The following is a 23,161-nucleotide window of genomic DNA, read 5'->3' on the forward strand; positions in this document are numbered from 1 at the left end:
CAAAGTTTACGAAAAAGCCATTAAGTAAGACCATAAGAGCAAGAATGAGGACGAATGTACATACCGTCTTTGATAGAATAAAGGAAACAAAGCACATCAAAACATGAAAGGGGGATGAAAAGAATGGCTGAAACCCTGGATCTTTCCTTCGAGGAAATGTGGGAAAAAATCCTTGCCTGCGACAGCAAGTATGACGGCCTGTTTTTTACCGCGGTAAAAACAACAAAAATATTCTGCCGCCCTTCCTGCCGATCAAGGAAACCCAAGAAAATAAATGTTGAATTTTACAGTACCATTGAGCAAGCAGAAAGGGCGGGATACCGCGCATGTAAAAGATGCCAGCCCAAAGCGGCCCTTTCTCCCCGTACGGAACTTGTCAGGAAAGTCATCACTTTCTTAGTTCTGAATCATAAAAAAAGACTGGAATTACAGGATATAGCAGAACACGCAGGTGTCAGTGTCTACTATCTGGAGCGGCTTTTCAAAAAAGAAACTTCTGAAACTCCACGCAGTTATTTAGAAAAAATCCGGGTGGATAAAGCAGTGAATTTGTTTGAAAACTCTTCCAGGACGAATCTGGAAATCTGTTACGAAACAGGATTCCAAAGCACTTCCAACTTTTATAAGGTGTTCCGCCGATGGAAGGGATGCTCGCCGACCGAATATCGTAAAGCCATGAAAAGAGGAGAGCCTCTATGAAATGGAAGGATCAAGGTTCTTTCATTGAAATATTCCCTCCGGCAGACTTCAGCTTTCAGGAGTGCCTGATCTTTCTGGGAAGATCCCATCAAGAAATTCTGCATAGAATCAGCGAGGGATATCTTTATAAATTGATCAAGGCAGACGACCAGCAGATTTTATTAAAAATCGGGGCAGCACCTCATTCCATAAAAGTAGAGTTTCCAATCAGCGAGCCGAATCAAAATATTCGAGAAAAAGCCGCGGACTATTTATTGGAATGGTTCGATATGGACCGGGAGTTAAAAGGTTTTTACCAAATGGCGGCCAGTGACGAAATCCTTCAGGCAGTCTGCGCAAATCATTTCGGTTTAAGGATAATCGGAATTCCCGACTTATTTGAAGCTCTGACATGGGCGGTGATTGGGCAGCAAATCAATCTTACTTTTGCTTACACCCTTAAGAAACGATTTGTTGAACACTATGGAGAATGCCTGGACTACGAAGGCATTGTGTATTGGTTATATCCCGAGCCGGATATTATAGCGGAATTAGAGGTGGAAGATCTGCGGAAACTTCAGTTCACTAACAGGAAAGCAGAATATATCATCGGTATCGCCAAATCGATGAAGGCAGGTCTTCTTGCTAAAAAAGAGCTGTTGCAGGCTGAAGATTATCCGCAGCTCAAAGAGACATTAATGAAAATAAGAGGGATCGGCGGATGGACCGCTGATTATGTCATGATGAAATGCTTAAAGCATCCCAGGTCTTTTCCGATAGCTGACGTCGGCCTGCATAATGCCATCAAGCTGCAAAAAGGAATGGAACGCAAACCAACCATCAGAGAGATTGAAGATATGGCTGAAAATTGGAAAGGCTGGGAAGCATACGCCGTTTTTTATCTATGGAGGTCATTATATGAATGATACACTTTACCATGCTGAATACAAATCACCAATTGGCCTGATTGAAATTTCAAGCTGCCACGAATTAATTAGATCAATAGAATTTACAGAACGCACCGAGAAAATACATCTCGATTCTGATGAAATCCCCGAAGTCCTTAAACGCTGTCTGAAAGAGCTGGATGAATATTTTAAAGGCAGACGGTTTGAATTTACGTTCCCGTACACCCAAAGTGGAACTGGCTTTCAGTTATCCGTTTGGGATGCCCTGACAAAAATTTCATATGCCGAGACTGCTTCCTATAAGGATATTGCAGCTTCCATAGGGAATGAAAAAGCAATCAGAGCGGTGGGGAGCGCCAATGGAAGAAATAAATTAAGCATTGTGGTGCCGTGCCACCGAATCATTGGGTCGAATGGGAAACTCACCGGATATGCTGGTGGAATCGAGAGGAAGGAATGGCTTCTTCAGCATGAAAGGAACTGCTATCTTTAATTTGTTTTTTAGAGCGGGGCTCAGTGAGGGGTGATCCCATCACTATTGGTATTTTTTGGTGGTTTGTGATGGAATAAGAGCGGGATTCCATCATCATTTTCACTTTTTGAGGATTTGGTGATGGAATAAGAGCGGAATTCCATCATCATTTTTACTTTTTGAGGATTTGGTGATGGAATAAGGGTGGGATTCCATCATCATTTTCACTTTTTGAGGATTTGATGATGGAATAATGGCGGAATTCCATCATCATTTTCATTTTTTGAGGATTTGATGATGAAATAAGGGCGGAATTCCATCATCATTTTCACTTTTTGATGGACTTGATGATGAAATAAGGGCGGAATTCCATCATCATTTTTATTTTTTGAGGATTTGATGATGGAATAAGTGCGGGATTCCATCATCATTTACACTTTTTGAAGATTTGACGATGGAATAAGTGCGGGATTCCCTCACTATATTCTCTATTTGATGATTTTAAGACCGAATGAGCCCGCAATTCCATCAACAACCTCGACCAATATAAAAAAGGAAAATCCATCACGGATTTTCCTTTTCGTCTTTCATTCAATACTGTGTTTCATGGCATCATACATTTTCTTTGTGTATTCATCAATATCATCCCGTGACATGCGTAAACGGTCTGTGGAAGAGCCATAGCCTATCTCTTTTTTTCCTTCTTTTAATCCTGCAAAGATACCATCTGCAAACTCATTCAATGGCTCTCCCTGGGTATGCAGCCCGGCGCCGCCTAAATCGGTATTGACAGCGGGCGGGGCGACTTCAATGACTTCCACTGATGTATCCGAAAGTTGGTGTCTTAGACTCATCGTAAATGAATGGAACGCTGCCTTTGCAGCCGAGTAGATAGGGGCAATCACCATTGGTGTATATGCCAGTCCGGAAGTAATGTTAATGAATGCAGCATCTTTTTGTTTGGCAAATACAGGTGCAAACAGCATAGAAAGATGGAAGGGAGCTTCAATATTGGTGGTGATTTCATTTTTATAATAGTCCCAGTCATTCTTTGCATCGGCTTTTAAGACATTAAACCGCTGCTGGATCCCTGCATTATTGACGAGCACGTTCACTTCCGGATGGTTTTCCATTACCCATTGAAACAGAGCTATTCGGTCTGCCTCAACAGAAACATCACTCACACGCGTGATCAGTTCCGGATTCTTTTCTTTTGCCTTTTCCAAAACTTCCTCGCGGCGGCCGCAAATAATCACTGTATTGCCGGTATTTAAAAAACGTTCAGCAAAAGCCAAGCCGATCCCGGAACTTCCGCCTGTGATAAGGATTGTATTTCCTGATAGTTTCATAATTATTCTCCTTTCATGCTTGCCTGATTCCTGATTTTGCAAGTAAACGATTAATGCCATTCTAATACATCTAACATTCTTAAATCTAACAGCAAGATTGGAAGGAGTCTTATTTTAAAATAAAAAAGACAGATGAACGAAGTCATATGTCTTTAGGACCTTATTTTCTCCATCTAATGGAATCCATCCCGCCATGAGGATGGCCATTGAGCTGGTTTTTGTAAAAGGTATATTCCAGATCGGATAACGATAGTTCAAAAAGGTTCGTTTCATTTGTTTTATATTTTTCCATTTTAATTAGTTTACTGATTAACTCGTTTCGTCTGCTTTCGACTGCTTCTTTTACTTCTCCCATTACAAGTTCCTCCTAAAAATTAATCCATACTCTCATGGGGCAGCAACTCTTCTAATAATCAATAGTTTAAACTTACTATTCCGACCTGTCAAATAGTATATAAAAATACTTTATCATAATTATATTATGTAAACAATTTTCTTTATAAAAATCATCCCCCATAACATTTCTGTTAATGGGGGATTCTGCATCAGCCTTCAGTTTCTGGTACAACCCTCAGTTTCGCTTCTTTTTTTGCCCTTAAAAATTTTACCAAATTGATGATGATGGTTTTGATTACCGCATATGTTGGGACAGCAAGGATCATGCCCAGAACACCAGCCAGATTACCGGCTGCCAGCAACAGTATAATGATTGTTGCCGGATGGGTATCCAGAGTTTTCCCCAATATCAGAGGGGCAAGGATATTTCCTTCCACCTGCTGGGCAATCACAAGGATGAGAAGGACCAGCGCCGCTTTGCCAGGCGATTCGAATAATCCGACAATGACCGCAGGAGCTCCGCCAATCAACGGCCCGACATAAGGTATGATGTTGGTAACAGACACTGTGATCGCCAAGACAAGGGCAAAGCGCAAATCAATAATCAGGTAGCCGATGAGGGAAAGGATCCCGACAAACAATCCGACTGTGACCTGGCCTTGAATATAGGCTGCCAGTGTAGTTCCTGTTTCCTTCATTATGGTCATGGCCTCTTTCCTGTACGCTGCCGGCAGGAACTTTGACACGGCTACAGGGAATCTATGGCCATCCTTGAACATGTAGAAGAGAAGGAGAGGAACGGTCACCAGGATGATCGCAATATTGGCAACCAGCCCTAAGATGTTTTGGAAGCTTCCTGTAATAAGCGTAGGCAGGTCGTTTGCAAATGCGACCAATCTTTCTTGTGCTGAATCCAGTAGATCTTGCTGCTCATTCATGAACTCTTTGAATTCTGCAGACTGGGACAGATTTTCAAAGTATCGGACTGTTTCCGAAGCATACTTGGGAAGTTCATTTGCAAGGGCTGTGAACTGTTTGGTGATGATCGGTACGATATTGCCGATTGCCAGGACCAGCAGGCCGATGATCAACAAGTAAATAATCAGGATGGCTACAATCCTTGGTACCTTGAAGCGCTGAAGATAATTGACTACCGGGTTCAGCAGGAAATACAAAAATAAGGTGATTAAAATCGGGAAAAACAGTGTTGTGATAAAAATGGTGATTGGATGAAACAAAAATGAGATTTTTGTAGATACAAATACGATCAGGACGATCAAAAGGATTTGTATCAACCAGAATTGCAAATTTTTCTTCGACACGGCTATACCTCTTTATTCCTTTATGTAATGGCTTGATTATATCAGGAAGCGGGTATTTTAACAATGTTTGGCAGAAGATTGACTGAATTTTACGTTATTGACGAAATAGGGCTGGGGGAGTAAACTGCAAATGAAGAACATTCATAACGAGCTAGTTTGTGAACTATTTAACAAGCAATCATTTACTTTGAAGGGGATTGACAGAATGCAGCCATTTTCACAGACTCATTTACTTCACTTGAAAAATTTCAAGACAGAGCTTGCCAGGTTCTCGGCAGTTTACAAGTTTGCACTGGATGAGATGACTACAAAAATAAATATACTGAAAGAAGAATTTCAATACATCCATGATTATAATCCAATTGAACATACCAACTCACGGTTGAAAGCACCGGAAAGCATATTAAAAAAAGTACTGAGGAAAGACCTCGATTTTTCACTTGAGGCCATCAGGGAAAACATCAAAGATATTGCGGGTATCAGGGTCACATGCCCGTTCATTTCAGACATCTATACTCTGAGCAGCATGCTGGAGCGCCAAAAAGATATCGAGGTAATAGAAAAAAAGGATTATATCAGGAACCCAAAACCTAATGGCTATCAAAGTCTTCACCTGATAGTGAAAGTCCCTGTCTTTCTATCCGATCGGGAAGAAAGAGTCTATGTAGAGGTGCAAATCAGGACGATCGCGATGGATTTCTGGGCAAGCCTTGAGCATAAAATCTACTACAAGTACGACAAGGGAATACCTGAAAGGCTTTCCGGGGAGTTGAAAGCAGCAGCAGATTCCGCAGCCGAACTTGACAGAAAAATGGAGAATATCCATAAAGAGGTCAAGGAGTTGAAGAACCAGGACAGTCTTAACCTTGAATTGCTCAATGAAGGCGACCCGGATTCCATTTTACATTCCATTTTTGAAAGATATGGCTTAAATATAAAAGGACTGCCTGAATAGCACAGGCAGAGAAGCAGTGCATATCAACTGGCAACTACCGTGCCGCAGTTGGAATGGACTGCTTTTTTCATTTAATCATTATGGGATTTTGCTGCTAGTAATGAGAAGGAATACAAGGAAAGTCCGGCTCCAGGTATTTTTCTAAAAGCAGCAGTATCTAAAAAGACAGCCTTTATGCCCATTAATTATGAAACAATTATTGAATCTGTTGCGTCTAATGTGGAATGGAGGGAATGTGATGAATTTTTTGTTTGCTTTGGTTATTCCAGTGTTAATCATCGTGCTTTTTTCGTACTGGACTTTAAAAATTATGTACAAGAAAAGGTTTATCCCCACCGCAGTGCTTGCTGTAATCGCACTATCTGCCTTAGCGGGACCCTTCATTGCCTCTTCAATAGGTGTAATGGAAGAAGGTTTTGGAGCAGCTGTATCAGGCATCTATTATTCTTTGTTTTTAGCAGTCGGGATGCTTGTGACTTTAATGATTGCTGTGTTTATTAAGAAGGACGGAAATTAGCGGAAGGTGCTGCGTTGATCAGGTTGAAAATCTTACCAATGTAATTTGGGGTTTTTAAGAAATAAAAAAAGATACACTATCTGCGTGTTACGCAAGGAGTGCCAGCATTTTTCAGGTTAGGTGAAACTTCCATGGATGGATAAACGTATTTAAGTTATAAGACTATCAATGCATAACTAAGGGGTGAGGCAGTGAAACGTATTCAATCAATACTTGAAACTGGTATTGGATTGCTCCTGGGCTTGCTTTTCATAGGCAGTGCATATGGACCTGATGATTATCGGTTTGGCAAAACCATCAGAAGGCTAAAGAAAGAAAACTGGTTCAAGCAGCTGAGTGATAACGGATATTACTTTGAAAAGATCTACCATAATCCAGAAACAAGAGAGTTTTTACTTCAGGAAAATATCGTTGAGAGGCTGAAAGAGAACGAACGCGAGAGGGAGTATTTCGTTTCGCTCATCAAGGAGTCAAGCAGATTGGATAGATAGTAAGGTCAGTACGGAGAGGTGTTGACGAAGATATGAAGGATAAAGGCTTATATACACAATTGGTCATTGGGACGATCGGAATGGTAATGATCGGCCTCGGAATAATAAGATATTTCACCCTGCTTTATGACTCGCAAGGTTATGCCTTATCCCTGATTGGATACGCGTTTACAAACGGGTACATCTTTCAGCTGGAAAGAAAAGCCGGCATAAACAAGAACGTTATTTGGATTCAATCCATTGCTGGTTTGCTGACACTCATTATTCTATCTTTTTGGCTGTATATCTAAAAGCAAGCTGAAGGCGGCAGCGGGATAGTTCCTCAGGCTTCAATATATCCAGAACACTTTCAATTAAAAGGAAGCAGCTTCCGCCATCTCGACTTTATAGGAAACGTTCATATCCGGCCGTTCCTGGAAATTAAAGGACACGACTGACTGGAAATGAATTTTAAAAAGGCAATTTTCTCATATATTGCTGCTTTTGGAAAAATCACAAGTGCCTGATTTTCCCCCTGTATTCCGAGGTTTTACTCTCGATAAAGAAAGAGCAGCACTTTTCTTTCCGGCATACCAGGGTTTTTGCGGCGAATTACCAGGATATTTGAAATTCATCTTGAATAGCAAACGCAGGTTACGAAAAGAACCTTTATAAACATATGATTCAAGAAAATCTTCTGAGATTGTTATAATGTAAGGGAGAAAAGAAGAAAGGTGATGTAAATATATGACCAAATCCGAATTGGAATATAAAATCAGTGAGGTCAAATCGGATTATATCCGTATTCAGGGAGACCTTGAGAAATTGGAATCCGTAGGACGCAGCACGGAAAAATCCGAAAAGAGGCTGGAGGAACTGGAAATCGAGTTAGCCAAGTTGAACAAGCAGCTGGCTGAAATTTCCTGATCTTGTTTGAAGGCTGTTTTATCAAATCCTGATGCTGTCGGAAAATTCCGTTTGCCGGTCTTTTCTTTCTTGGTTACCGGAGTAATTTTTATAGAACACCAGCAAAGTTTACGAAAAGAGACTAAATGAAAAACTGCCGTACTGCACGGCAGTTTTTGATTGTGATTAAGAGTCCTGTCTTGATTCTTGTTCCAGCCTTTCCATTTCCGCATGTGTCATCGGAAATCCATTAGCCTGCCATTCTGATCGGTAAGCAGAATCGAGCTTGGTCAGACCGATCTCTTCCTCTTCATAATCGGCATTCGGACTTTCCTCAAAATCTGCTTTCAGATCATGTTTAGTATCTATGTCTTCATCTACTGGGAAATTTCCTTTTCTTCTTTTATAAATTGTCGTTGCCAGTGCCGCACTGCCTGCTGATACCAGTGAACCCATGAGTACATTTCTTATCATCTTGTTCATAAAATCCCTCCATAATCACCGATTACTATTAGATACCCATTTTTTCACTTATTATCTCTTTTTATACAGGGAATTTTTGCCTGAGAAATAATTTCGCAAAACGCTAAACCTAAATATCATAGCTTTCTTATTGTATGTATGTTACCATTTACCTTTAAAGAAAAAGGACGTGAACTCATGATAACTATAGAAATTCCAAAGGTGGATGTTTCGATTACAGAACGAAACCAAGCGCCTGGTCTAAATGAACCTGTTATTAAATCGGTTGAAGGTTTTATCGATCTTCACCAAATTCCAAGAGACAAGGGCGGCATGATTCTGTTTTATAACATTAATGACGACCTCCTGTTTGTCGGGAAGGCCAGAAAATTAAGACAGCGTGTTAAAAAGCACTTGGAAGATAACGTTTCACCTTTAAAGCCGCACAGAGAGGAAGTCTATCGTATCGATGTCATTTTTGTAGAGGATGCCATGGAACGCGAGATATATGAAACCTACCTCATCAATACTTTGCAGGCGAAGTACAATATTGACAAGGTATTCTTTAAGTAAGATGAAGATATCAGGATGGCAGCCCGGACATGGCTCCATCTTTTTTTTGGCCAAAAATCAGACTTCCATTCCCGCACTCCTCATTAATTTGGTATGATTCACCTATAGAAATTCCAAAGGAGTGTTGCAAGAGATGAAATCTGAAAAAGAACTGATGCTTGCAGGCGAAATGTATGACCCTGCTGACCCAGTTTTAAGTAAAGAAAGAGAAGAAGCGAGAAAATTGGTGAGACTCTTTAACCAGACTTCTGAAACTGAAGGGAATAAGCGGGCCAATCTTTTGAAGGAGCTGCTTGGCTCAACAGGTGAAACGGTTTATATGGAGCCAAATATCCGTTTTGATTACGGATATAATACACATGTAGGAGAAAACTTTTTCGCCAACTTTGACTGCACCATCCTTGATGTATGTGAAGTCAGATTTGGGGATAACTGCATGCTGGGGCCTGGCGTCCATATTTATACAGCGACTCATCCCTTAGATCCAAGTGAACGGAATTCAGGGAGGGAGTATGCAAAGCCTGTACAATTCGGTAAAAATGTCTGGATTGGGGGCAGCTCCGTAGTCAATCCAGGTGTTACTGTAGGGGATAATGTGGTAATTGCTTCCGGTGCGGTAGTCACAAAAGATGTGCAGGATAATGTGGTCGTTGGAGGAAATCCAGCGAAAGTCATCAAATATCTCGATTTCAACGGTTAATAGATATCAGGAAGGCAGTTCAATTAATTGACTTCTTAAACTGTAAATAATATTATTACAGTATCGTAATTCAAAAAAAAGCTTAGACGTTGTTTAAGCTTTTTTAATACTTCAAACTGTAACTTCTTCATTTACATTTTTAGATAAGGATGAAGTGAAAAACTAGTGAATTATAAACAATTTTTCAGAGAAAGGACTTGTTGATTGATGACAAACATTAATATTCCTGTTTCCGTCTTGAATTTGGCTCCAATCCGCGAAGGCCAGGATTCTAAAGACGCGATTGATGCTATGGTGGATCTGGCGAAGGCAGCTGAAAAGATGGGATATACCCGCTATTGGATTGCGGAACACCATAATACGGCCACTCTTGTCAGCTCTGCGACTTCCATTTTGATCAAACATACGCTGGATAATACAGATACCATTCGTGTAGGTTCCGGCGGAGTGATGCTGCCGAACCATTCACCGCTGGTAGTGGCGGAACAATTTGGCACGATGGCAACCATTTATCCGGACCGGGTCGATTTGGGGCTTGGCCGTGCACCTGGGACAGATATGATGACGGCCAGCGCTTTGAGAAGGACGTCCACTCAGGAAAACGTCTACACCTTTCCTGATGATGTCCAGCAGCTGCTGACGTATTTTGGTCCGGCAGAAGGACAGGGTTATGTCAAAGCACATCCAGGTGTGGATACCAATATCCCTATTTACGTTCTCGGCTCGTCAACTGACTCCGCCTATTTGGCAGCAAAACTCGGCTTGCCGTATGCGTTTGCCTCCCATTTTGCACCAAGGCATATGGAAGAAGCATTATCCATTTACCGCAGCAGGTTCCAGCCTTCAGAGTATCTGGACAAACCATATGCAATCATCTGCCTGAATGTCATCGCCGCAGAAACAGATGAAGAGGCAGTGCGAGAATCAACCACAATGCAGCAATTTTTCCTGAATGTTGTACGCGGCACCCAAAAACCAATGAGCCCGCCGGTGGAAGACATGGACGAAATTTGGACCTTCCAGGAAAAACAGATGGCAGAATCAATGACCAGCGTTTCCTTGATGGGCAGTAAGGAAACGGTCAAGCAGCAATTGACCCGTTTCCAGGAAAAATACAATGTTGATGAAATCATGGCCGTTTCCTATATTTTTGATCCAAAGAAACAAGAACGTTCCTATGAAATTTTCAAGGAAATTGTCGATGGAAAATAACCTCATTCAAAGCAGTCCTTTCAGTTTGGAAGGACTGCTTTTTATATTGAATAATTTAAATGCCGCCTGAAACCTGACTGAAGAACAGATGAACGTGGTGAAAAAGCCCAAGAAATTGGATGAAACGGTGAGAAACTAAGGCCGAAGCAGTATTCTTAAGTAGACAGGACACCCAATGGTACTGCTCGAAAATATAGAAGCACTGACAGGTCTTATCAGATATTGAAGATATGTACTGTTTCAAGTAATAGGATAAAAAACGCGAAAAATTCATTAATTCTGAAACTTTTCTTCTCTTTGCCCGTATATATAACAACGAATTATTCTGGATAGAGAGGGGGCGTAACTGTGGGTTTTATCTATCTCTCTTTGGGAATCCTGTCATCAGCATTATTTCTGTACTATTGGGGGAAATCAGGCTATGACTGGGGGAGCTCGGAGGAAAACAATTAACACAATAACGTATTCGAGGGTGATGCAGATGAAAAAGAAGATTATTGGCACATTGGTTTCGGCAGCGGTATTCGGTTTGCTGGTTTGGGCAGCAAGTCAGATCTTATCTTTCTCTTATATAGAGTGGAGCTTCTTCATAGGCTTGGCCGTTTCTGTCATTTTGTTTTTCTTTAACAGCAGCGGCGGTGCTTTATCGAAGGCAGCAACTTTGAACGCGAGCACAGCAGGCTGGAAAATCCAAAAAGATAACGACCTGAAGGCAAACGTTGGCTTTGTCTTTTATGGTGTCCTGCTGTTCACGGTTATCAGTTTCATTATGATGATCATAACCTTTTACTAGAAGGCTGTTTTCTCATAAATTGTTGCTTTCGGAAAAATCCCAGGTACCGGATCTTTCCCCTGTTTTCAAAGTTTTTACTCTCGAAAAAGAACGAGCAGCTCTTTTCTTTCCTGCTCACAGGGGTTTTTACGGCGATATACCAGGATATTAGTTGAAATTTATAATGAATAGCAACAAAGTTTACGAAAAGAGCCTACTAGAAATAGATGTACTAAAAGTCCTGTGATCATAAACAGGATTTTTTTTGCTTAATAATACCAAGTAGGATAATAAGAACCGGGATATGAACAGGCCGTCCTTTCACATTCTTCATAAGGGCCTATATAGGTTGATGGCTTCACAGAGGCTGTCGTTTGTTTCCATTGTGTTTCATCCAGACAATAGGTATGTGCCATAATGTTCGGTGGAGTGAACTTTAAGATATCTGATCCCAGAATCACATCGGGTGTCGGAGCATCAAAGATTGCCAAAAGGTGTGTTTTATCCGCCAAAGCCACCTCATAGTGCCACCAGCCTTGAGGGACATTCGCTACTTGCCCTGGAGTGATGTTGTAATTCTGAATTTGTTTAGTATAGGGATTCAGGATTGAAACCGTGGCGGTTCCGGATATACAGTAAACCAGTTCTGCCGCATTTTGATGATAATGATGTTCCACAACATTATTCTTGCTTAGGAATATATCGAGCAGGGATACATTTTCAAGGGAATTCAATTGTTTGATCCCCAAAATATTTATATAGTTATGCTGATTTTTTATAAAAAGGGGACTATTATTCAAGTCGAATTTAAATTGAGTTTGAGTGGATGTATAATCAACATTGTTTTTCATTATTTTCACCTCGGTATCCAGACATATAGGCATGCTATGCGTCCTTCCCTTACAGAGTGATAACCATATAGAAAATTTTTCTAAATAAAGGGAATTTCTTTTTGCTTCCAGAATAATTATCAAGATGCCGAAAACATAAAGAGAGGAAGTGACGCATATGCCGAATTCTATCGCCGGTACCTATATCATCAGAAATTACAGGGATCCTGATGCCGATCAAATATCCAACATTGACTTCATAACAATGCTTGCTTACCGTTATAACGGAGATTACGAACCAAGGAATATTTTTTGTGCAGTTGATAGTGAGGGTACTATTCTTGGTGTGGGTCATATTGTTCCCGATCCTGCTTGGCTGGCCATCGAAGCTGGCGGGAAATCAGATGACTTTGTCTACAAGCTGAAGCTCGACATTTTCCTGAACGAAGAAATTTCAGTTCCAGAAAGCTTGCCCCATGATTTATACGACCACCTTTTAAGCAGGGCGAAAGATTTAAGAGCCAGGCACCGCGGGAAGTGCGTAAGGATTTCCCATACAATTCCAGCTGTCGATAAGAAGGAAATGGACTTCTATATTTCAAAAGGATTCGATACCCATCGTACCCATCTAGTCATGAAGAGAGATTTAACAAAGGAAATTCCTGATTTTCCGCTTCCCGAAGGTCTGATTGTCAAAAGATGGGGAATGGAAACCCAGGCTGAAGAAGAACAATACCTGGCTGCCGAAGCCAAAGGTGATTTATTTGGTGTTTCCTGGAGTTTAAACTATTTACGTTGGACTAAAAATGGCGAAGAGTGGAATACCTTCACTGTCTTCAATGGAAATGACGTTGCAGGAAGTGTGATGACATGGGGATTGGGAGAGGGAAGAAGTGCCACCGAAAATATTTTTGTCCTGCCTGAGTGGAGAAGGAAAGGAATTGCCAAAGCTGTAATTACTGAGGCATTAAAATTTCTTAAAGCCAAAGGAAAGACTGAGGCAACATTGGGTGTGTTCGGTGATAACGGAAAAGCCATTTCCTTGTATGAATCGCTTGGCTACCGGATGCTGGCAGTCATGCTGGAATTTGGCTTGGATATTTAAAAAGCAAACAAGGCTCGTCCGCGGCGAGCCTTGTTTGTATTGAGTCAGTTTTTCGTCTTAAACTATTAAATCGGCAATTTCAATGTGATAAAGTATCAATTGCCTGATCGACTGCATTGTAAGCTTCCTTGAAGGCATTGTTGGAAGAAATATTTGTCCCGTATTCTCTTAACCTCGGCTGGGCATGCATCACGTGAGTGACCGAGTTAACGATGTCATCCATCATCTTCTTGTGTTCACCGTCATTCGTCTTTGCTTTTAGCAATTCATTTACGCAGTGGTCGAGATTGTGATCAGAGGGATTTGCCAATGCCTGTTCAAGTTCAGATTTAACATGTTTTAAAGTGTCTATCATGAGATCATGTTCTTTCTTGGGTTTAAGGGGCTGGAACTCCCACTTATTCTGTTTACCAGCTTATTCCGGGATGAAACTGATAATAGCGTGGGAAGGTATGTTAGGTTTTATTCAGTTTAACATAGCGGCCCGCCAGTGTTTTGATAGGATAGATTGCTGAACCGGCCGGCATACGCTTCTTTATGAAGACCACCTTATTTCGTATGTGATAGAGTCGTTCCATTCATGAATCCCTGGATTTCAGGTGCCAAAATTACGGCTGCAGGTTCAAAACGATTCAATGAATCTGCTTTCCAGCTTAAGCGCCATTTATGATAGAATTATGAAAAAAGGGGCTGAAGATTTGATAAATGACTTAAAACGGCTTGTACAGCGGTCTTCTGAAGAAGAAGCAAAAACGCTCCTGCTTAACTTTATGCTTCATATCAATATGCAGGAAGAAGCAGATTCCTATACAGAGAAAGAGCTGGTGCAGAACCTTAAAAAAACTTACAGGAACTTTGTTGAATACAAGGAAAAACAAAGTAAACAGCCAGACAAGGATTTTAAGGCTGCCCATATCCTTTCCGGGCCATCATCGGCGGGCGGATTCAAATTGGCGTTGGAAGAGATCAGCGCAGAAAAAACGGACAAAATTATAGCTTTTTCCGATATATTTACTTATGGTCCGCTTACCAATCTTCACGAAGAAAGCGGTCAGCGAAATCGACATGAATGGCTTCGCAACCATATTAATGGAGATTATGAATACGAAGATTCAGAGATCTATTTGAATGAATTCAAGGACGTCCTTGAGCAGGTTGCATCGGTACCCCCGGAGTGGCCAATCACTATTTGGACTGGGGATAATGTCCATGAACAAACCCTGCTGCGGTTTGTTATGTTTTTACTGAAGGATAAAGAGAACGAGATTTTGATTATTAATACTACTTCTTTATATAAAAAACTGTTTGATACAAAAGAGTACTCATATCAGCTGCTGCATACTGGGGAAATCTCGATTGATAAATGGACGAAGCTTTATAAGAAATCAAAGGAATTGCAGCCTTCTTCCGTGCAGGAGAAGGAAACATACATAGAGGGCTGGAAAGCATTGGGTGCTTCCACTGATCTTTTGAGGGTTTGGGAAGGGAATTCCGTCAAAAGTGTAGAAGAAGGATATTACGATGACTATATCATCGACTGCGCAAAAAGGATTCAAGACAAGAAAAAAGGATTTATGAAGTCTGCAAGGCTCATCGGTGAAATCATTGGGCACCTTGAAGACTATGTTGGTGATGGATTCATCGAATACCGGGTAAGGAAACTGGTCCTGGACGGAATTTTCGATATAAAAGGAATTCCTAAAGGAATGAGATTTTATAGCATCAGAACCAGGCAGCCTGATTAATTTGAAAGGGGGAGGAAAATGAGTAGTAATAAAGAAACAGCCGAATCGTTCTTACAAATGGCAGCTTCAGGAAAAGCCCGTGAAGCTTTTCAGCTCTATATTGCAGAAGGCTTTATACACCACAATCCATTCTTTAGCGGTGATGCTGAATCGCTGATTTCTGCAATGGATGCAAATGCAGAACAAAATCCCGACAAGACCTTTGAAGTAAAACAGACAATTGAAGAGGAACAGAAAATTGCCGTCCACTCTCATGTGAAGCAGCATCCGCACGATCCGGGAGCAGCGGTCATCCATATCTTCCGGTTTGAACATGGCAGGATTGTGGAACTTTGGGATATTGGACAGGGAATACCTGAAAACTCTCCCAACAAAAACGGTATATTCTAGCAAGGAGGAAATTGATGAGACTGAATATTCTAGCACAAAACAAAGACAGCTGGGACAAGGTAGCACATCATTTCAACGGAAAGGACTCCCTGCCAAGTTACGGGCCGTTTGCACAGACCGAGGATGAATTGAGACTCTTTGAAGAACTCGATCGGAAAACAGTCTTGGACATCGGCTGCGGCAGCGGACATTCAATGAAGTATATGGCAGGAAAAGGGGCAGGCGAGTTGTGGGGAGTGGACTTATCAGAAAACCAGATTGCCACGGCAAAAGCAACTTTAACCGGCCTTTCCCCAAAATTATTCTGTGCGCCAATGGAAAAGGACATTAGCATCCCCAAGTCCTATTTCGATGTGGTGTATTCTATTTATGCAATTGGGTGGACCTCTTTGCTTCCTGAAACTCTGCAGCTGATTCATTCTTATTTAAAACCCGGGGGATATTTCATTTTTAGCTGGGATCATCCATTGTATCCCCATTTGGAAAGTGAAAATGGCATAATCAAGCTTGCTGGTTCTTATCAGGAAGAAGGCATGACTCATTATCCAAACTTTAAGGGCGAAAACGCGCCGGTAACTATTCCACAGAGAAAAACGAGCACCTATATCAATGAATTGATCAATACCGGATTCATCATTGAAGCGGTTATTGAAAGTAATGTACCTGCTACTTCAAATTCAATGAAGACGGAAGTGTCAGACCGGTATTATTCCTTATACAAAGCCAGGAAATTCCCGACTACCTTGATCATTAAAGCGAGGAAACCAAACGCCTGATATTAACTGAAGAAAAACAAAAGGACATTCCGTTTTTCTTCAGTAGTTTAATAAGGTGACTTAAAGGCAGTATAATCTTAGAAACGCAAACGTACCATATACCCTGAAGGCGTATATACTAGGCAGCCTTTATATTCAGCACCGTCCATTTTGTATTCTGTTAAGCCATTTTTTTATTTCCCATTCTTGGTGTCTTCCCCATATATTCCATACACTTTCTTCCTCTCAGCAGGCTGGCGTTCGGGAAAGTAGCTGACAAATAATCTGCCTAAGAGCATGCTGTCCCTATGGATGAATGATGTACTGCATTATCGTTCCATTTTTACGGCAATATCCTACTGATACATTATTAATCTGGATGGTTCTCCGCCTTTGTTTAGGTCAGCTCGGGGTCATCATACATAACTGTCAGGACAGCCCCTTCAGGAAGATTGGAGTCACCAACACCTTTCAACTTCCTGTCTCCTCTTAATTCACCGAAAACTTCGATCTTCGTATTGATACTACCATCGGGAACTGTCATTTCTTCGCTTACCTTTTTGATATCTTTCATCATTGCCTCAACAACGGCAGCCCCACCAAAAGTCTTTTTTTCTTTCTCAAGCATTGTCATTTCAATTCGGCAGCCTGCTAACACAAACAATGTCTTTTTTCACCATATAACGGGGCATCTTTTTCTTCGGTTTACCCTTGAACCTTCGCCATATAGCTTTAATAAATATTTTTTATTGGATAAATAATATATTTTAGATGGAAATTTCACCCTTAACTGTAACATTCAACTACATCTTTCGTCTAATGGGTAAAAAGGGGGACAATATGAAATATTTATTGAATGTGCTTGTCCTTGTTTCATCAATCTTCATATGTTTTACAATCAACCCGAACCCTGCAAATGCCTGTTCCTGCATTGAACCTCTTTCAGTTGAGGATGAATTGGCTCGTTCTGAGGCTGTCTTTTCAGGTAAAGCAGTCAAAGTGACGGATAAAGAAGCTGGTTTCCGAAAGAGTGGTTTGAAGAGAATCATATTTGAAGTACACGAGACTTGGAAAGGAGCTTCCGATTCACAAATCCTGATAACCACCGGTTCTGGAGGTGGAGATTGTGGAATAGAGTTCCGGGAAGGAGAAGACTATTTGGTGTATGCCAGACAATCGGATATGTATGGAGGCTCTGGCGATCTAGTTACCATAATGTGTGACAGGACCGCGAAATTAACTGAAGCAGTTGAAGACATGGAATTGTTAGGGGAGGGAAGTCCGCCTGAAAATGTGGTGGACCTGCAAGAGAAAAACATTCGCACCTTATTGCTTTGGGGTGTCTGTGGAGCAGCAGCAGTCGCCGGATTGGTAGTGGTTGAAAGAAAGATGAAAAAGCACTAGAGTTTAGTCAAGACAGTTTAGTATACACTGAATGGCGATAAACGCACAAAACTGTCCGCTTGTTTGCAATCACCGGGACATTAGTATTAATTGATTTACTTTCTGTTAAAGGCAGGCTGATTTCACCTGCCAATTTGTTATTTTCTTTTTTGTGCCTTCAGCTTGTTATTTTCCAGCTCCGCCGCATATTCTTCCTGTGACTTTCCTTGTTTTGCAGCTTCAGATTGAATCTTCCTGAACTTATTATCATTTAAATCCGGCATTTCCACACCTCCTGACGAACAAGGATATTATGTACAATCAACAAAAAATTATCCGACAAGAAAAAGACTTATTTACAAGGAAAAAAGGATAGTCAAACGTAAAGGGACAGTGTAAAATGTATTTAAATTTCAGTTGCCTTTTTCACACGGAATAAAAAGATCTATATTAAATACGATTCGTTTATTAAAAGTTTTCTAAGTATTCTGAAATAATAAAAGAAAAGAGGTTGATGAAAGATGACAATGGAAAATCAAACAACAGCCGTTTCGGAACAAAGTATTTTTCATCATACAGGGAATAAAATCAAAACGGAAGATAGAGAGATTAATATTATTGCAAAAATGGAAGAACCACTAATTGTTGTCTTGGGAAATGTATTGAGCGATGAAGAATGTGACGCCTTGATAAAATTATCGAAGGATAAGATGAAGCGGTCGAAAATTGGGAACACAAGGGATGAAAATGAATTACGCACCAGCAGCAGTACTTTTATGGAAGAAAACGAAAGTGAGGTTGTCACAAGGGTCGAGAAGCGGATCTCTCAAATCATGAATATTCCATATGAACATGGTGAAGGGCTGCAGATGCTTAACTACAAAATCGGCCAGGAGTACAAAGCGCATTTTGATTTTTTCAAAAAAGCGGATAACCCTCGTATCAGCACCCTGGTTATGTACTTGAATGATGTAGAACTTGGAGGTGAAACATACTTCCCAAAATTAAAGTTTTCTGTTTCCCCCCAAAAAGGGATGGCTGTGTACTTTGAGTATTTTTATGATAATCAGGAACTGAATGACTTGACCTTGCATGGAGGAGCCCCCGTAATTATCGGCGACAAATGGGCTGCTACCCAATGGATGAGAAGGAAACGTATTAAATGAACGCCAGCAGTCTCTGCTGGTGTTTTTTAAACCCTTTCGTTACCGAAGAGTAATAAATATTTATTGATTATCAATAAATAATATTTTATTATTAAGTTAAACATTAATCTATGAGGTGATGTCATTGCAACACAGTACCACACTTTTTCTTAAATCCGCATTGGGACTTATTGGATTGACTGTGCTGGCCTTATGTATTTTCTGGCTTCCACAGCAGGCAGTTTACTTTGCAGAAATAGCACCGGAGTTCTCGCATTTACAATTTCCGGTCTTGTTTGGTATCTACTTGTCTGCTGCGCCATTCTTCTTTGCCCTCTGCCAAACGTATGTCCTTTTGAATTTGATTGAAAAGAACCAAACGTTCACTGGTGCATCCATTAAAGCATTAAACTACATACTGAACTGCGCCCTGCTGATTGTGCTGCTGTTTTTGGCAGGTATCATTTATCTGATTTCCCAAAGCGCAGGACATCCGGGTATTCTCCTGTTGGGACTGATCATAATATTTTCTTCATCAGTTATTGCCGTGTTTTCAGCAGTACTGCAAAAGTTATTAAAATCTGCCATCGTAATGAAAGCGGATAATGATTCCATCATTTGACTTTAATAGGTATTTAAGAGTGATATTCCTATTGAATTAGCCGGTAACCGGTTTACTTCAACCAAGATTATTCAAGCAGTTAAGGCTGCTTTATTGAGCGGGTGCCGGTCCGTTTTCGGGATTATAGGACTGGGCGATTCGATTTGTGCTGGTATATCGGCCTATTTGGGATTCATTGGGCCGGAGGGATTCAATTTTTGTTGGGATACCAGCGCATTTACCGGTTTATTTGGACAGGGAGATTCCATTTACGAGGAGACGCCGGCCCATTTACGGGGTTATTGGGCCAATGAGATTCCGGTTGCGACGGCATCCCGGACCATTTAAGGGGTTAATGGGCCAAGGAGATTCCGTTTACAACGAGATCCCGGACCATTTAGCGGGTTATTGGGCCAGGGGATTCCGGTTGCGACGGCATCCCGGACCATTTAAGGGGTTAATGGGCCAAGGAGATTCCGGTTGCGACGAGATCCCGGACCATTTAAGTGGTTATTGGGCCAATGAGATTCCGGTTGCGAAGAAATCCCGGCTCATTTACGGGGGTATTGGGCCAAGGAGATTCCGGTTACGACGAGATCCCGGCCCATTTAGCGGGTTATTGGGCAAGGGGATTCCGGTTGCGACGGCATCCCGGACCATTTAAGGGGTTAATGGGCCAAGGAGATTCCGGTTGCAAAGAGATGCCGGCCCATTTACGGGGTTATTGGGCCAAGGAGATTCCGGTTGCGAAGAGATGCTGGCCCATTTACAAGGTTAATGGGCCAAGGAGATTCCGGTTGCGAAGAGATACTGGCCCATTTACAAGGTTAATGGGCCAATGAAATTCCGGTTGCAAAGAGATCCCGGCCCATTTAGCGGGTTATTGGGCCAAGGAGATTCCGGTTGCAAAGAGATCCCGGACCATTTAAGGTGTTATTGGGCCAAGGGGATTCCGGTTGCGACGGCACCCCGGCCCATTTAAGTGGTTAATGGGCCATGGAGATTCCGTTTGCGAAGAGATACTGGCCCATTTAGCGGGTTATTGGGCCAGGGAGATCCCGGTTGCAAAGAGATCCCGGACCATTTAAGGTGTTATTGGGCCAAGGGGATTCCGGTTGCGACGGCACCCCGGCCCATTTAAGTGGTTAATGGGCCAAGGAGATTCCGATTGCGAAGAGATACTGGCCCATTTACAAGGTTAATGGGCCAAGGAGATTCCGGTTGGGACGGCACCCCGGCCAATTTAGCGGGTTATTGGGCCAGGGAGATCCCAATTTCAAAGAGATACTGGCCCATTTAAAATGGTTAATGGGCCAATGAGATTCCGTTTACGACGAAATCCCGCCATTTACGGGGTTATTAGGCCAATGAGATTCCGGTTATAAGGAGATACTGGCCCATTTACGGGGTTATTGGGCCAGGGAGATCCCGATTGCAAAGAGATCCCGGCCATGTTCATCTTGTTTCAGACAGTTAGGGATTGCAATACAATAAAGGGGAATTCAATGAATAGAAAAATAGGTGTTTTCCTGATCATGATGTTCGGTTTCCTCATCTGGCTGTTCTTTGCCGTCTATTTCTCTTCCGGAGCGAGTGGTGGTCTGTTATGGAAGTAAGTCAAAGAAACGATGATACTATTATTACTGGTGTGTCAATGAGGAGAGTACTCATTGGCATTATCACTTTTATTTTTGCCGGAATATTGCTGTACCAAGTAATCAAGGAATGATCATTCCTGCTGAAGGAGGATTTTAGATGACGAAGCAAAGCATACAAAATAAAAAAGCATGGGAACACAATGCCTATGATTTTTGGGTAAAAAAATACGGAGAGCCATCAAAGCTTGCTGAAGCAATCAGTAAAAATCCCTCTGCATATTTAAAAAAGCATCAAGCCCATTTTAGGCAAGTGGAAGGAAAAAGTATCGCAAACATCTGCGGTTCGAACGGCAGAAAGGCTGTTCCATTAGCCCTGATGGGAGCAAAAGTCTCTGTTTTCGATATTTCCAATGAAAATAAAATGTATGCTTTGGAATTGGCTGATTTTGCAGGTGTCTCGATTGATTATATAGTAACTGATGTGCTGGAAATTGACCGGCAATTATACAGCAATTCTTTCGAGATATTGTACCTTGAAGGGGGGATTCTGCATTATTTTTCAGATATTAATAAACTGACGTCGATTCTTAGTGATCTATTGATCCCTGGCGGAACATTGGTCCTTAGTGACTTTCATCCCATTAAAAGATGTTTGACTGAAATTCCGGGAGAAACTCACTATCGAATGGAACCCGCTTATTTTGACCAGCCCCTTCACACTGGTGAAGTTGCCTTTAAAAAATTCTTTGCCCCCTCCCAATCAGAGGATTTTCCGGAGGTTTTAGTGAAGCCGCACACACTAAGTGAAATTTTGAATGCCGTCATTCAATCTGGGCTTACAATTAGACAATTCGAAGAACACCCGGGATGGAATGGTGAAAATATCCCATGGGAATATACATTGATCGCTGAAAAGTGAAAGGCAGCCGGTCACTTAATTAAGATGATTTGCTCCCTTTCTTCACTATGTTTATATGCCTCTGCTATTCCCATTGCATCAACATCTGTCTTTTTTACCTTTTTATATAGAAGCCCCGCATGGAATGGGCTGGTAAAGGGTGAAGGCTCCACCGTTACCTCATCAGAACTCAGCCATCGGGCATTGAGTTGGTAACCCTTACCATGAAACATCTCAGTGTTCTTGAAACCATTTTTAAACCAGGGATGTTCCTTATCCTTTTTGGCTCCCGGTTCATTCAGGCACAGATAGAGTGATAGATTGTCAGAGTATTGAAGTAAGCGGAAATGCTGCTGAAGCAACGTCACATCAATAGCCGGAAACTGTTTTCTAATCTTTGACTGTCTTTTCGTTTCTTCCTTTAAGAACTGAATACAATCTTTGTCAGTTGACTGCGAAAAAAAGGAACAAAAGTGCATGCTGCAAAGAAGGGCAGCATAAGCATTACATTCCTCAATCTCATCCAGACCGATCTTATAAAAGGCCAGTTTAGGAAGGAGTGGATAATCAGAGAAAGCAAAAGGGATATCCGAACGGTCATTCCAAATCGGAGTATCATCCAAGCCAATCCAGCTGCGGTCATGTTGATATGCTGCATAAATGACATCCTCAATTGACTCCCCAGAAGTTATTAATCCTGTATTGAAGTGTTTTATTATTTCACCTGATATATGAGCGTGGTCATGCTGTTTAATCATTATATAGGACTCAGTTGTTTCACGTATGATCATGGCTTGCCACCTCTTCTTCAATGGTTTCTTTTTAAAAATTGTATCATATTCAAAAGTTACAGAGAATTTTTATGATAATGAAGTTTGTCCAGAAAGGTAGTGGATGAGTTGTAAGCAGCTTTCTAAATCAGATATTCGGGGTACAGCAAATTTAACTAAATCAAGGCAGAAAATGAACCAGGGTTTCGCAGGGCATAATTTAATGGACGCCGAAAAAGTCATTTGATGAGATAAGATTGCTAAGTATAGCATACGCTTTTTAGGTTAATTAAGAGGAAAAACGACTCT

General features: G+C 41.4%; 30 protein-coding genes. 20 read left to right on the top strand and 10 right to left on the bottom strand.

Features of this window, described 5'->3' with window-relative positions:
* Positions 1-123: 123 nt before the first annotated feature.
* The 3 genes from D3H55_RS08925 to D3H55_RS08935 are packed head-to-tail and all read left to right on the top strand — an operon-like array spanning position 124 to position 2,079.
* Entirely contained in the window at positions 124-699 is a 576-nt protein-coding gene (locus D3H55_RS08925; RefSeq protein ID WP_119546563.1) for a bifunctional transcriptional activator/DNA repair enzyme AdaA, read from the top strand.
* Positions 696-1,604, top strand: coding sequence for a DNA-3-methyladenine glycosylase family protein (locus tag D3H55_RS08930; protein WP_119546564.1), 909 nt, complete (start codon positions 696-698; stop codon positions 1,602-1,604). The genes D3H55_RS08925 and D3H55_RS08930 overlap by 4 nt, the downstream gene beginning before the upstream one ends.
* The gene (locus D3H55_RS08935; RefSeq protein ID WP_119546565.1) at positions 1,597-2,079 is read left to right on the top strand and encodes a methylated-DNA--[protein]-cysteine S-methyltransferase; all 483 of its coding nucleotides are present in this window, start codon (positions 1,597-1,599) and stop codon (positions 2,077-2,079) included. Before D3H55_RS08930 ends, D3H55_RS08935 begins: the two co-directional genes overlap by 8 nt.
* Before the next feature lie 203 nt (positions 2,080-2,282).
* On the opposite strand, the gene D3H55_RS24150 is transcribed toward D3H55_RS08935, so the two are convergent.
* From D3H55_RS24150 to D3H55_RS08955, 4 genes are all read right to left on the bottom strand, one after another.
* Positions 2,283-2,483, bottom strand: coding sequence for a hypothetical protein (locus D3H55_RS24150; RefSeq protein WP_119546566.1), 201 nt, complete (start codon positions 2,481-2,483; stop codon positions 2,283-2,285).
* Between the two features lie 162 nt (positions 2,484-2,645).
* Positions 2,646-3,407, bottom strand: coding sequence for an SDR family oxidoreductase (locus D3H55_RS08945; protein WP_119546567.1), 762 nt, complete (start codon positions 3,405-3,407; stop codon positions 2,646-2,648).
* Between the two features lie 160 nt (positions 3,408-3,567).
* Positions 3,568-3,762, bottom strand: a complete 195-nt coding sequence (locus D3H55_RS08950) for a Fur-regulated basic protein FbpA (protein WP_119546568.1) — start codon at positions 3,760-3,762, stop codon at positions 3,568-3,570.
* Positions 3,763-3,952: 190 nt separating this feature from the next.
* Positions 3,953-5,065 (bottom strand): AI-2E family transporter, encoded by a 1,113-nt coding sequence (locus D3H55_RS08955; RefSeq protein WP_119546569.1) that lies wholly within the window; start codon positions 5,063-5,065, stop codon positions 3,953-3,955.
* A gap of 205 nt (positions 5,066-5,270) precedes the next feature.
* Between D3H55_RS08955 and D3H55_RS08960 the strand changes: the two genes are divergently transcribed.
* From D3H55_RS08960 to D3H55_RS08980, 5 genes are all read left to right on the top strand, one after another.
* Entirely contained in the window at positions 5,271-6,020 is a 750-nt protein-coding gene (locus tag D3H55_RS08960) for a GTP pyrophosphokinase (RefSeq protein WP_119546570.1), read from the top strand.
* A gap of 187 nt (positions 6,021-6,207) precedes the next feature.
* Entirely contained in the window at positions 6,208-6,537 is a 330-nt protein-coding gene (locus D3H55_RS08965; RefSeq protein WP_168413015.1) for a hypothetical protein, read from the top strand.
* Positions 6,538-6,728: 191 nt separating this feature from the next.
* Positions 6,729-7,028: a hypothetical protein gene (locus D3H55_RS08970; RefSeq protein WP_119546572.1), complete on the top strand. Its 300-nt coding sequence runs from the start codon at positions 6,729-6,731 to the stop codon at positions 7,026-7,028.
* A 32-nt stretch (positions 7,029-7,060) separates the two neighbouring features.
* Entirely contained in the window at positions 7,061-7,318 is a 258-nt protein-coding gene (locus D3H55_RS08975) for a hypothetical protein (protein WP_119546573.1), read from the top strand.
* Positions 7,319-7,754: 436 nt separating this feature from the next.
* Positions 7,755-7,934: an SE1832 family protein gene (locus tag D3H55_RS08980; RefSeq protein ID WP_119546574.1), complete on the top strand. Its 180-nt coding sequence runs from the start codon at positions 7,755-7,757 to the stop codon at positions 7,932-7,934.
* Positions 7,935-8,099: 165 nt separating this feature from the next.
* Here the strand turns inward: D3H55_RS08980 and D3H55_RS08985 are convergent, their stop codons facing one another.
* Positions 8,100-8,396: a hypothetical protein gene (locus D3H55_RS08985; RefSeq protein ID WP_119546575.1), complete on the bottom strand. Its 297-nt coding sequence runs from the start codon at positions 8,394-8,396 to the stop codon at positions 8,100-8,102.
* Positions 8,397-8,573: 177 nt separating this feature from the next.
* On the opposite strand from D3H55_RS08985, the gene D3H55_RS08990 reads away from it, so the two are divergent.
* From D3H55_RS08990 to D3H55_RS09005, 4 genes are all read left to right on the top strand, one after another.
* Positions 8,574-8,948, top strand: coding sequence for a nucleotide excision repair endonuclease (locus D3H55_RS08990; RefSeq protein WP_119546576.1), 375 nt, complete (start codon positions 8,574-8,576; stop codon positions 8,946-8,948).
* Positions 8,949-9,081: 133 nt separating this feature from the next.
* Positions 9,082-9,648, top strand: coding sequence for a sugar O-acetyltransferase (locus D3H55_RS08995; protein WP_119546577.1), 567 nt, complete (start codon positions 9,082-9,084; stop codon positions 9,646-9,648).
* A gap of 207 nt (positions 9,649-9,855) precedes the next feature.
* Entirely contained in the window at positions 9,856-10,860 is a 1,005-nt protein-coding gene (locus D3H55_RS09000) for an LLM class flavin-dependent oxidoreductase (protein WP_119546578.1), read from the top strand.
* Between the two features lie 481 nt (positions 10,861-11,341).
* Positions 11,342-11,653, top strand: a complete 312-nt coding sequence (locus tag D3H55_RS09005) for a hypothetical protein (protein ID WP_240628527.1) — start codon at positions 11,342-11,344, stop codon at positions 11,651-11,653.
* A 248-nt stretch (positions 11,654-11,901) separates the two neighbouring features.
* Here the strand turns inward: D3H55_RS09005 and D3H55_RS09010 are convergent, their stop codons facing one another.
* The gene (locus D3H55_RS09010; protein ID WP_119546580.1) at positions 11,902-12,483 is read right to left on the bottom strand and encodes a cupin domain-containing protein; all 582 of its coding nucleotides are present in this window, start codon (positions 12,481-12,483) and stop codon (positions 11,902-11,904) included.
* 157 nt (positions 12,484-12,640) lie between these two features.
* Here D3H55_RS09010 and D3H55_RS09015 point away from each other — a divergent pair, with 157 nt between their 5' ends.
* Positions 12,641-13,567 (top strand): GNAT family N-acetyltransferase, encoded by a 927-nt coding sequence (locus tag D3H55_RS09015; protein WP_119546581.1) that lies wholly within the window; start codon positions 12,641-12,643, stop codon positions 13,565-13,567.
* Positions 13,568-13,646: 79 nt separating this feature from the next.
* On the opposite strand, the gene D3H55_RS09020 is transcribed toward D3H55_RS09015, so the two are convergent.
* Positions 13,647-13,922, bottom strand: coding sequence for a hypothetical protein (locus tag D3H55_RS09020; RefSeq protein ID WP_119546582.1), 276 nt, complete (start codon positions 13,920-13,922; stop codon positions 13,647-13,649).
* Between the two features lie 244 nt (positions 13,923-14,166).
* On the opposite strand from D3H55_RS09020, the gene D3H55_RS09025 reads away from it, so the two are divergent.
* The 3 genes from D3H55_RS09025 to D3H55_RS09035 are packed head-to-tail and all read left to right on the top strand — an operon-like array spanning position 14,167 to position 16,478.
* On the top strand, positions 14,167-15,312 hold the full coding sequence (locus D3H55_RS09025; protein ID WP_136035664.1) for a DUF1835 domain-containing protein: 1,146 nt from the start codon (positions 14,167-14,169) through the stop codon (positions 15,310-15,312).
* Between the two features lie 18 nt (positions 15,313-15,330).
* A complete protein-coding gene (locus D3H55_RS09030) occupies positions 15,331-15,702 on the top strand; it encodes a nuclear transport factor 2 family protein (protein WP_119546584.1) in 372 nt (123 codons plus the stop codon).
* Positions 15,703-15,713: 11 nt separating this feature from the next.
* The gene (locus D3H55_RS09035; protein ID WP_420808738.1) at positions 15,714-16,478 is read left to right on the top strand and encodes a class I SAM-dependent methyltransferase; all 765 of its coding nucleotides are present in this window, start codon (positions 15,714-15,716) and stop codon (positions 16,476-16,478) included.
* A 376-nt stretch (positions 16,479-16,854) separates the two neighbouring features.
* Here D3H55_RS09035 and D3H55_RS09040 read toward each other — a convergent pair whose 3' ends face one another.
* Positions 16,855-17,121 carry a hypothetical protein gene (locus D3H55_RS09040; RefSeq protein ID WP_119546586.1) on the bottom strand — a complete coding sequence of 89 codons (267 nt, stop codon included), beginning with the start codon at positions 17,119-17,121 and terminating at the stop codon, positions 16,855-16,857.
* 176 nt (positions 17,122-17,297) lie between these two features.
* Between D3H55_RS09040 and D3H55_RS09045 the strand changes: the two genes are divergently transcribed.
* Positions 17,298-17,861, top strand: a complete 564-nt coding sequence (locus D3H55_RS09045) for a hypothetical protein (RefSeq protein WP_119546587.1) — start codon at positions 17,298-17,300, stop codon at positions 17,859-17,861.
* Between the two features lie 137 nt (positions 17,862-17,998).
* Here D3H55_RS09045 and D3H55_RS25205 read toward each other — a convergent pair whose 3' ends face one another.
* The gene (locus tag D3H55_RS25205; protein ID WP_276310219.1) at positions 17,999-18,124 is read right to left on the bottom strand and encodes a hypothetical protein; all 126 of its coding nucleotides are present in this window, start codon (positions 18,122-18,124) and stop codon (positions 17,999-18,001) included.
* 237 nt (positions 18,125-18,361) lie between these two features.
* On the opposite strand from D3H55_RS25205, the gene D3H55_RS09050 reads away from it, so the two are divergent.
* From D3H55_RS09050 to D3H55_RS09070, 3 genes are all read left to right on the top strand, one after another.
* Complete coding sequence (locus D3H55_RS09050) at positions 18,362-19,006, top strand: 2OG-Fe(II) oxygenase (protein WP_119546588.1); 645 nt, start codon at positions 18,362-18,364, stop codon at positions 19,004-19,006.
* A gap of 118 nt (positions 19,007-19,124) precedes the next feature.
* Complete coding sequence (locus D3H55_RS09055) at positions 19,125-19,607, top strand: DUF2975 domain-containing protein (protein ID WP_205685448.1); 483 nt, start codon at positions 19,125-19,127, stop codon at positions 19,605-19,607.
* A 1,734-nt stretch (positions 19,608-21,341) separates the two neighbouring features.
* Positions 21,342-22,103 carry a class I SAM-dependent methyltransferase gene (locus tag D3H55_RS09070; protein ID WP_119546592.1) on the top strand — a complete coding sequence of 254 codons (762 nt, stop codon included), beginning with the start codon at positions 21,342-21,344 and terminating at the stop codon, positions 22,101-22,103.
* Between the two features lie 11 nt (positions 22,104-22,114).
* Here D3H55_RS09070 and D3H55_RS09075 read toward each other — a convergent pair whose 3' ends face one another.
* Positions 22,115-22,873, bottom strand: a complete 759-nt coding sequence (locus D3H55_RS09075) for a DUF3891 family protein (RefSeq protein WP_119546593.1) — start codon at positions 22,871-22,873, stop codon at positions 22,115-22,117.
* Positions 22,874-23,161: the final 288 nt, after the last annotated feature.

It is taken from the genome of Bacillus salacetis, from assembly GCF_003581585.1.
Classification (GTDB): domain Bacteria; phylum Bacillota; class Bacilli; order Bacillales; family Bacillaceae_B; genus Rossellomorea; species Rossellomorea salacetis.

Bases quoted from the DNA above. Each gene is read 5' to 3' on its own strand.
- D3H55_RS08990 (WP_119546576.1), top strand. From the start codon at position 8,574: ATGATAACTATAGAAATTCCAAAGGTGGATGTTTCGATTACAGAACGA.
- D3H55_RS08975 (WP_119546573.1), top strand. From the start codon at position 7,061: ATGAAGGATAAAGGCTTATATACACAATTGGTCATTGGGACGATCGGA.
- D3H55_RS09010 (WP_119546580.1), bottom strand. From the start codon at position 12,483: ATGAAAAACAATGTTGATTATACATCCACTCAAACTCAATTTAAATTC.
- D3H55_RS09030 (WP_119546584.1), top strand. From the start codon at position 15,331: ATGAGTAGTAATAAAGAAACAGCCGAATCGTTCTTACAAATGGCAGCT.
- D3H55_RS08960 (WP_119546570.1), top strand. From the start codon at position 5,271: ATGCAGCCATTTTCACAGACTCATTTACTTCACTTGAAAAATTTCAAG.
- D3H55_RS09000 (WP_119546578.1), top strand. From the start codon at position 9,856: ATGACAAACATTAATATTCCTGTTTCCGTCTTGAATTTGGCTCCAATC.
- D3H55_RS08925 (WP_119546563.1), top strand. From the start codon at position 124: ATGGCTGAAACCCTGGATCTTTCCTTCGAGGAAATGTGGGAAAAAATC.
- D3H55_RS24150 (WP_119546566.1), bottom strand. From the start codon at position 2,483: ATGGAATCCCGCACTTATTCCATCATCAAATCCTCAAAAAATAAAAAT.
- D3H55_RS08930 (WP_119546564.1), top strand. From the start codon at position 696: ATGAAATGGAAGGATCAAGGTTCTTTCATTGAAATATTCCCTCCGGCA.
- D3H55_RS09050 (WP_119546588.1), top strand. From the start codon at position 18,362: ATGACAATGGAAAATCAAACAACAGCCGTTTCGGAACAAAGTATTTTT.
- D3H55_RS08995 (WP_119546577.1), top strand. From the start codon at position 9,082: ATGAAATCTGAAAAAGAACTGATGCTTGCAGGCGAAATGTATGACCCT.
- D3H55_RS09005 (WP_240628527.1), top strand. From the start codon at position 11,342: ATGAAAAAGAAGATTATTGGCACATTGGTTTCGGCAGCGGTATTCGGT.
- D3H55_RS08950 (WP_119546568.1), bottom strand. From the start codon at position 3,762: ATGGGAGAAGTAAAAGAAGCAGTCGAAAGCAGACGAAACGAGTTAATC.
- D3H55_RS09045 (WP_119546587.1), top strand. From the start codon at position 17,298: ATGAAATATTTATTGAATGTGCTTGTCCTTGTTTCATCAATCTTCATA.
- D3H55_RS08980 (WP_119546574.1), top strand. From the start codon at position 7,755: ATGACCAAATCCGAATTGGAATATAAAATCAGTGAGGTCAAATCGGAT.
- D3H55_RS08965 (WP_168413015.1), top strand. From the start codon at position 6,208: ATGAAACAATTATTGAATCTGTTGCGTCTAATGTGGAATGGAGGGAAT.
- D3H55_RS09015 (WP_119546581.1), top strand. From the start codon at position 12,641: ATGCCGAATTCTATCGCCGGTACCTATATCATCAGAAATTACAGGGAT.
- D3H55_RS08985 (WP_119546575.1), bottom strand. From the start codon at position 8,396: ATGAACAAGATGATAAGAAATGTACTCATGGGTTCACTGGTATCAGCA.
- D3H55_RS08945 (WP_119546567.1), bottom strand. From the start codon at position 3,407: ATGAAACTATCAGGAAATACAATCCTTATCACAGGCGGAAGTTCCGGG.
- D3H55_RS09070 (WP_119546592.1), top strand. From the start codon at position 21,342: ATGACGAAGCAAAGCATACAAAATAAAAAAGCATGGGAACACAATGCC.
- D3H55_RS09055 (WP_205685448.1), top strand. From the start codon at position 19,125: ATGTCATTGCAACACAGTACCACACTTTTTCTTAAATCCGCATTGGGA.
- D3H55_RS08935 (WP_119546565.1), top strand. From the start codon at position 1,597: ATGAATGATACACTTTACCATGCTGAATACAAATCACCAATTGGCCTG.
- D3H55_RS25205 (WP_276310219.1), bottom strand. From the start codon at position 18,124: ATGCCGGATTTAAATGATAATAAGTTCAGGAAGATTCAATCTGAAGCT.
- D3H55_RS09075 (WP_119546593.1), bottom strand. From the start codon at position 22,873: ATGATCATACGTGAAACAACTGAGTCCTATATAATGATTAAACAGCAT.
- D3H55_RS09020 (WP_119546582.1), bottom strand. From the start codon at position 13,922: ATGATAGACACTTTAAAACATGTTAAATCTGAACTTGAACAGGCATTG.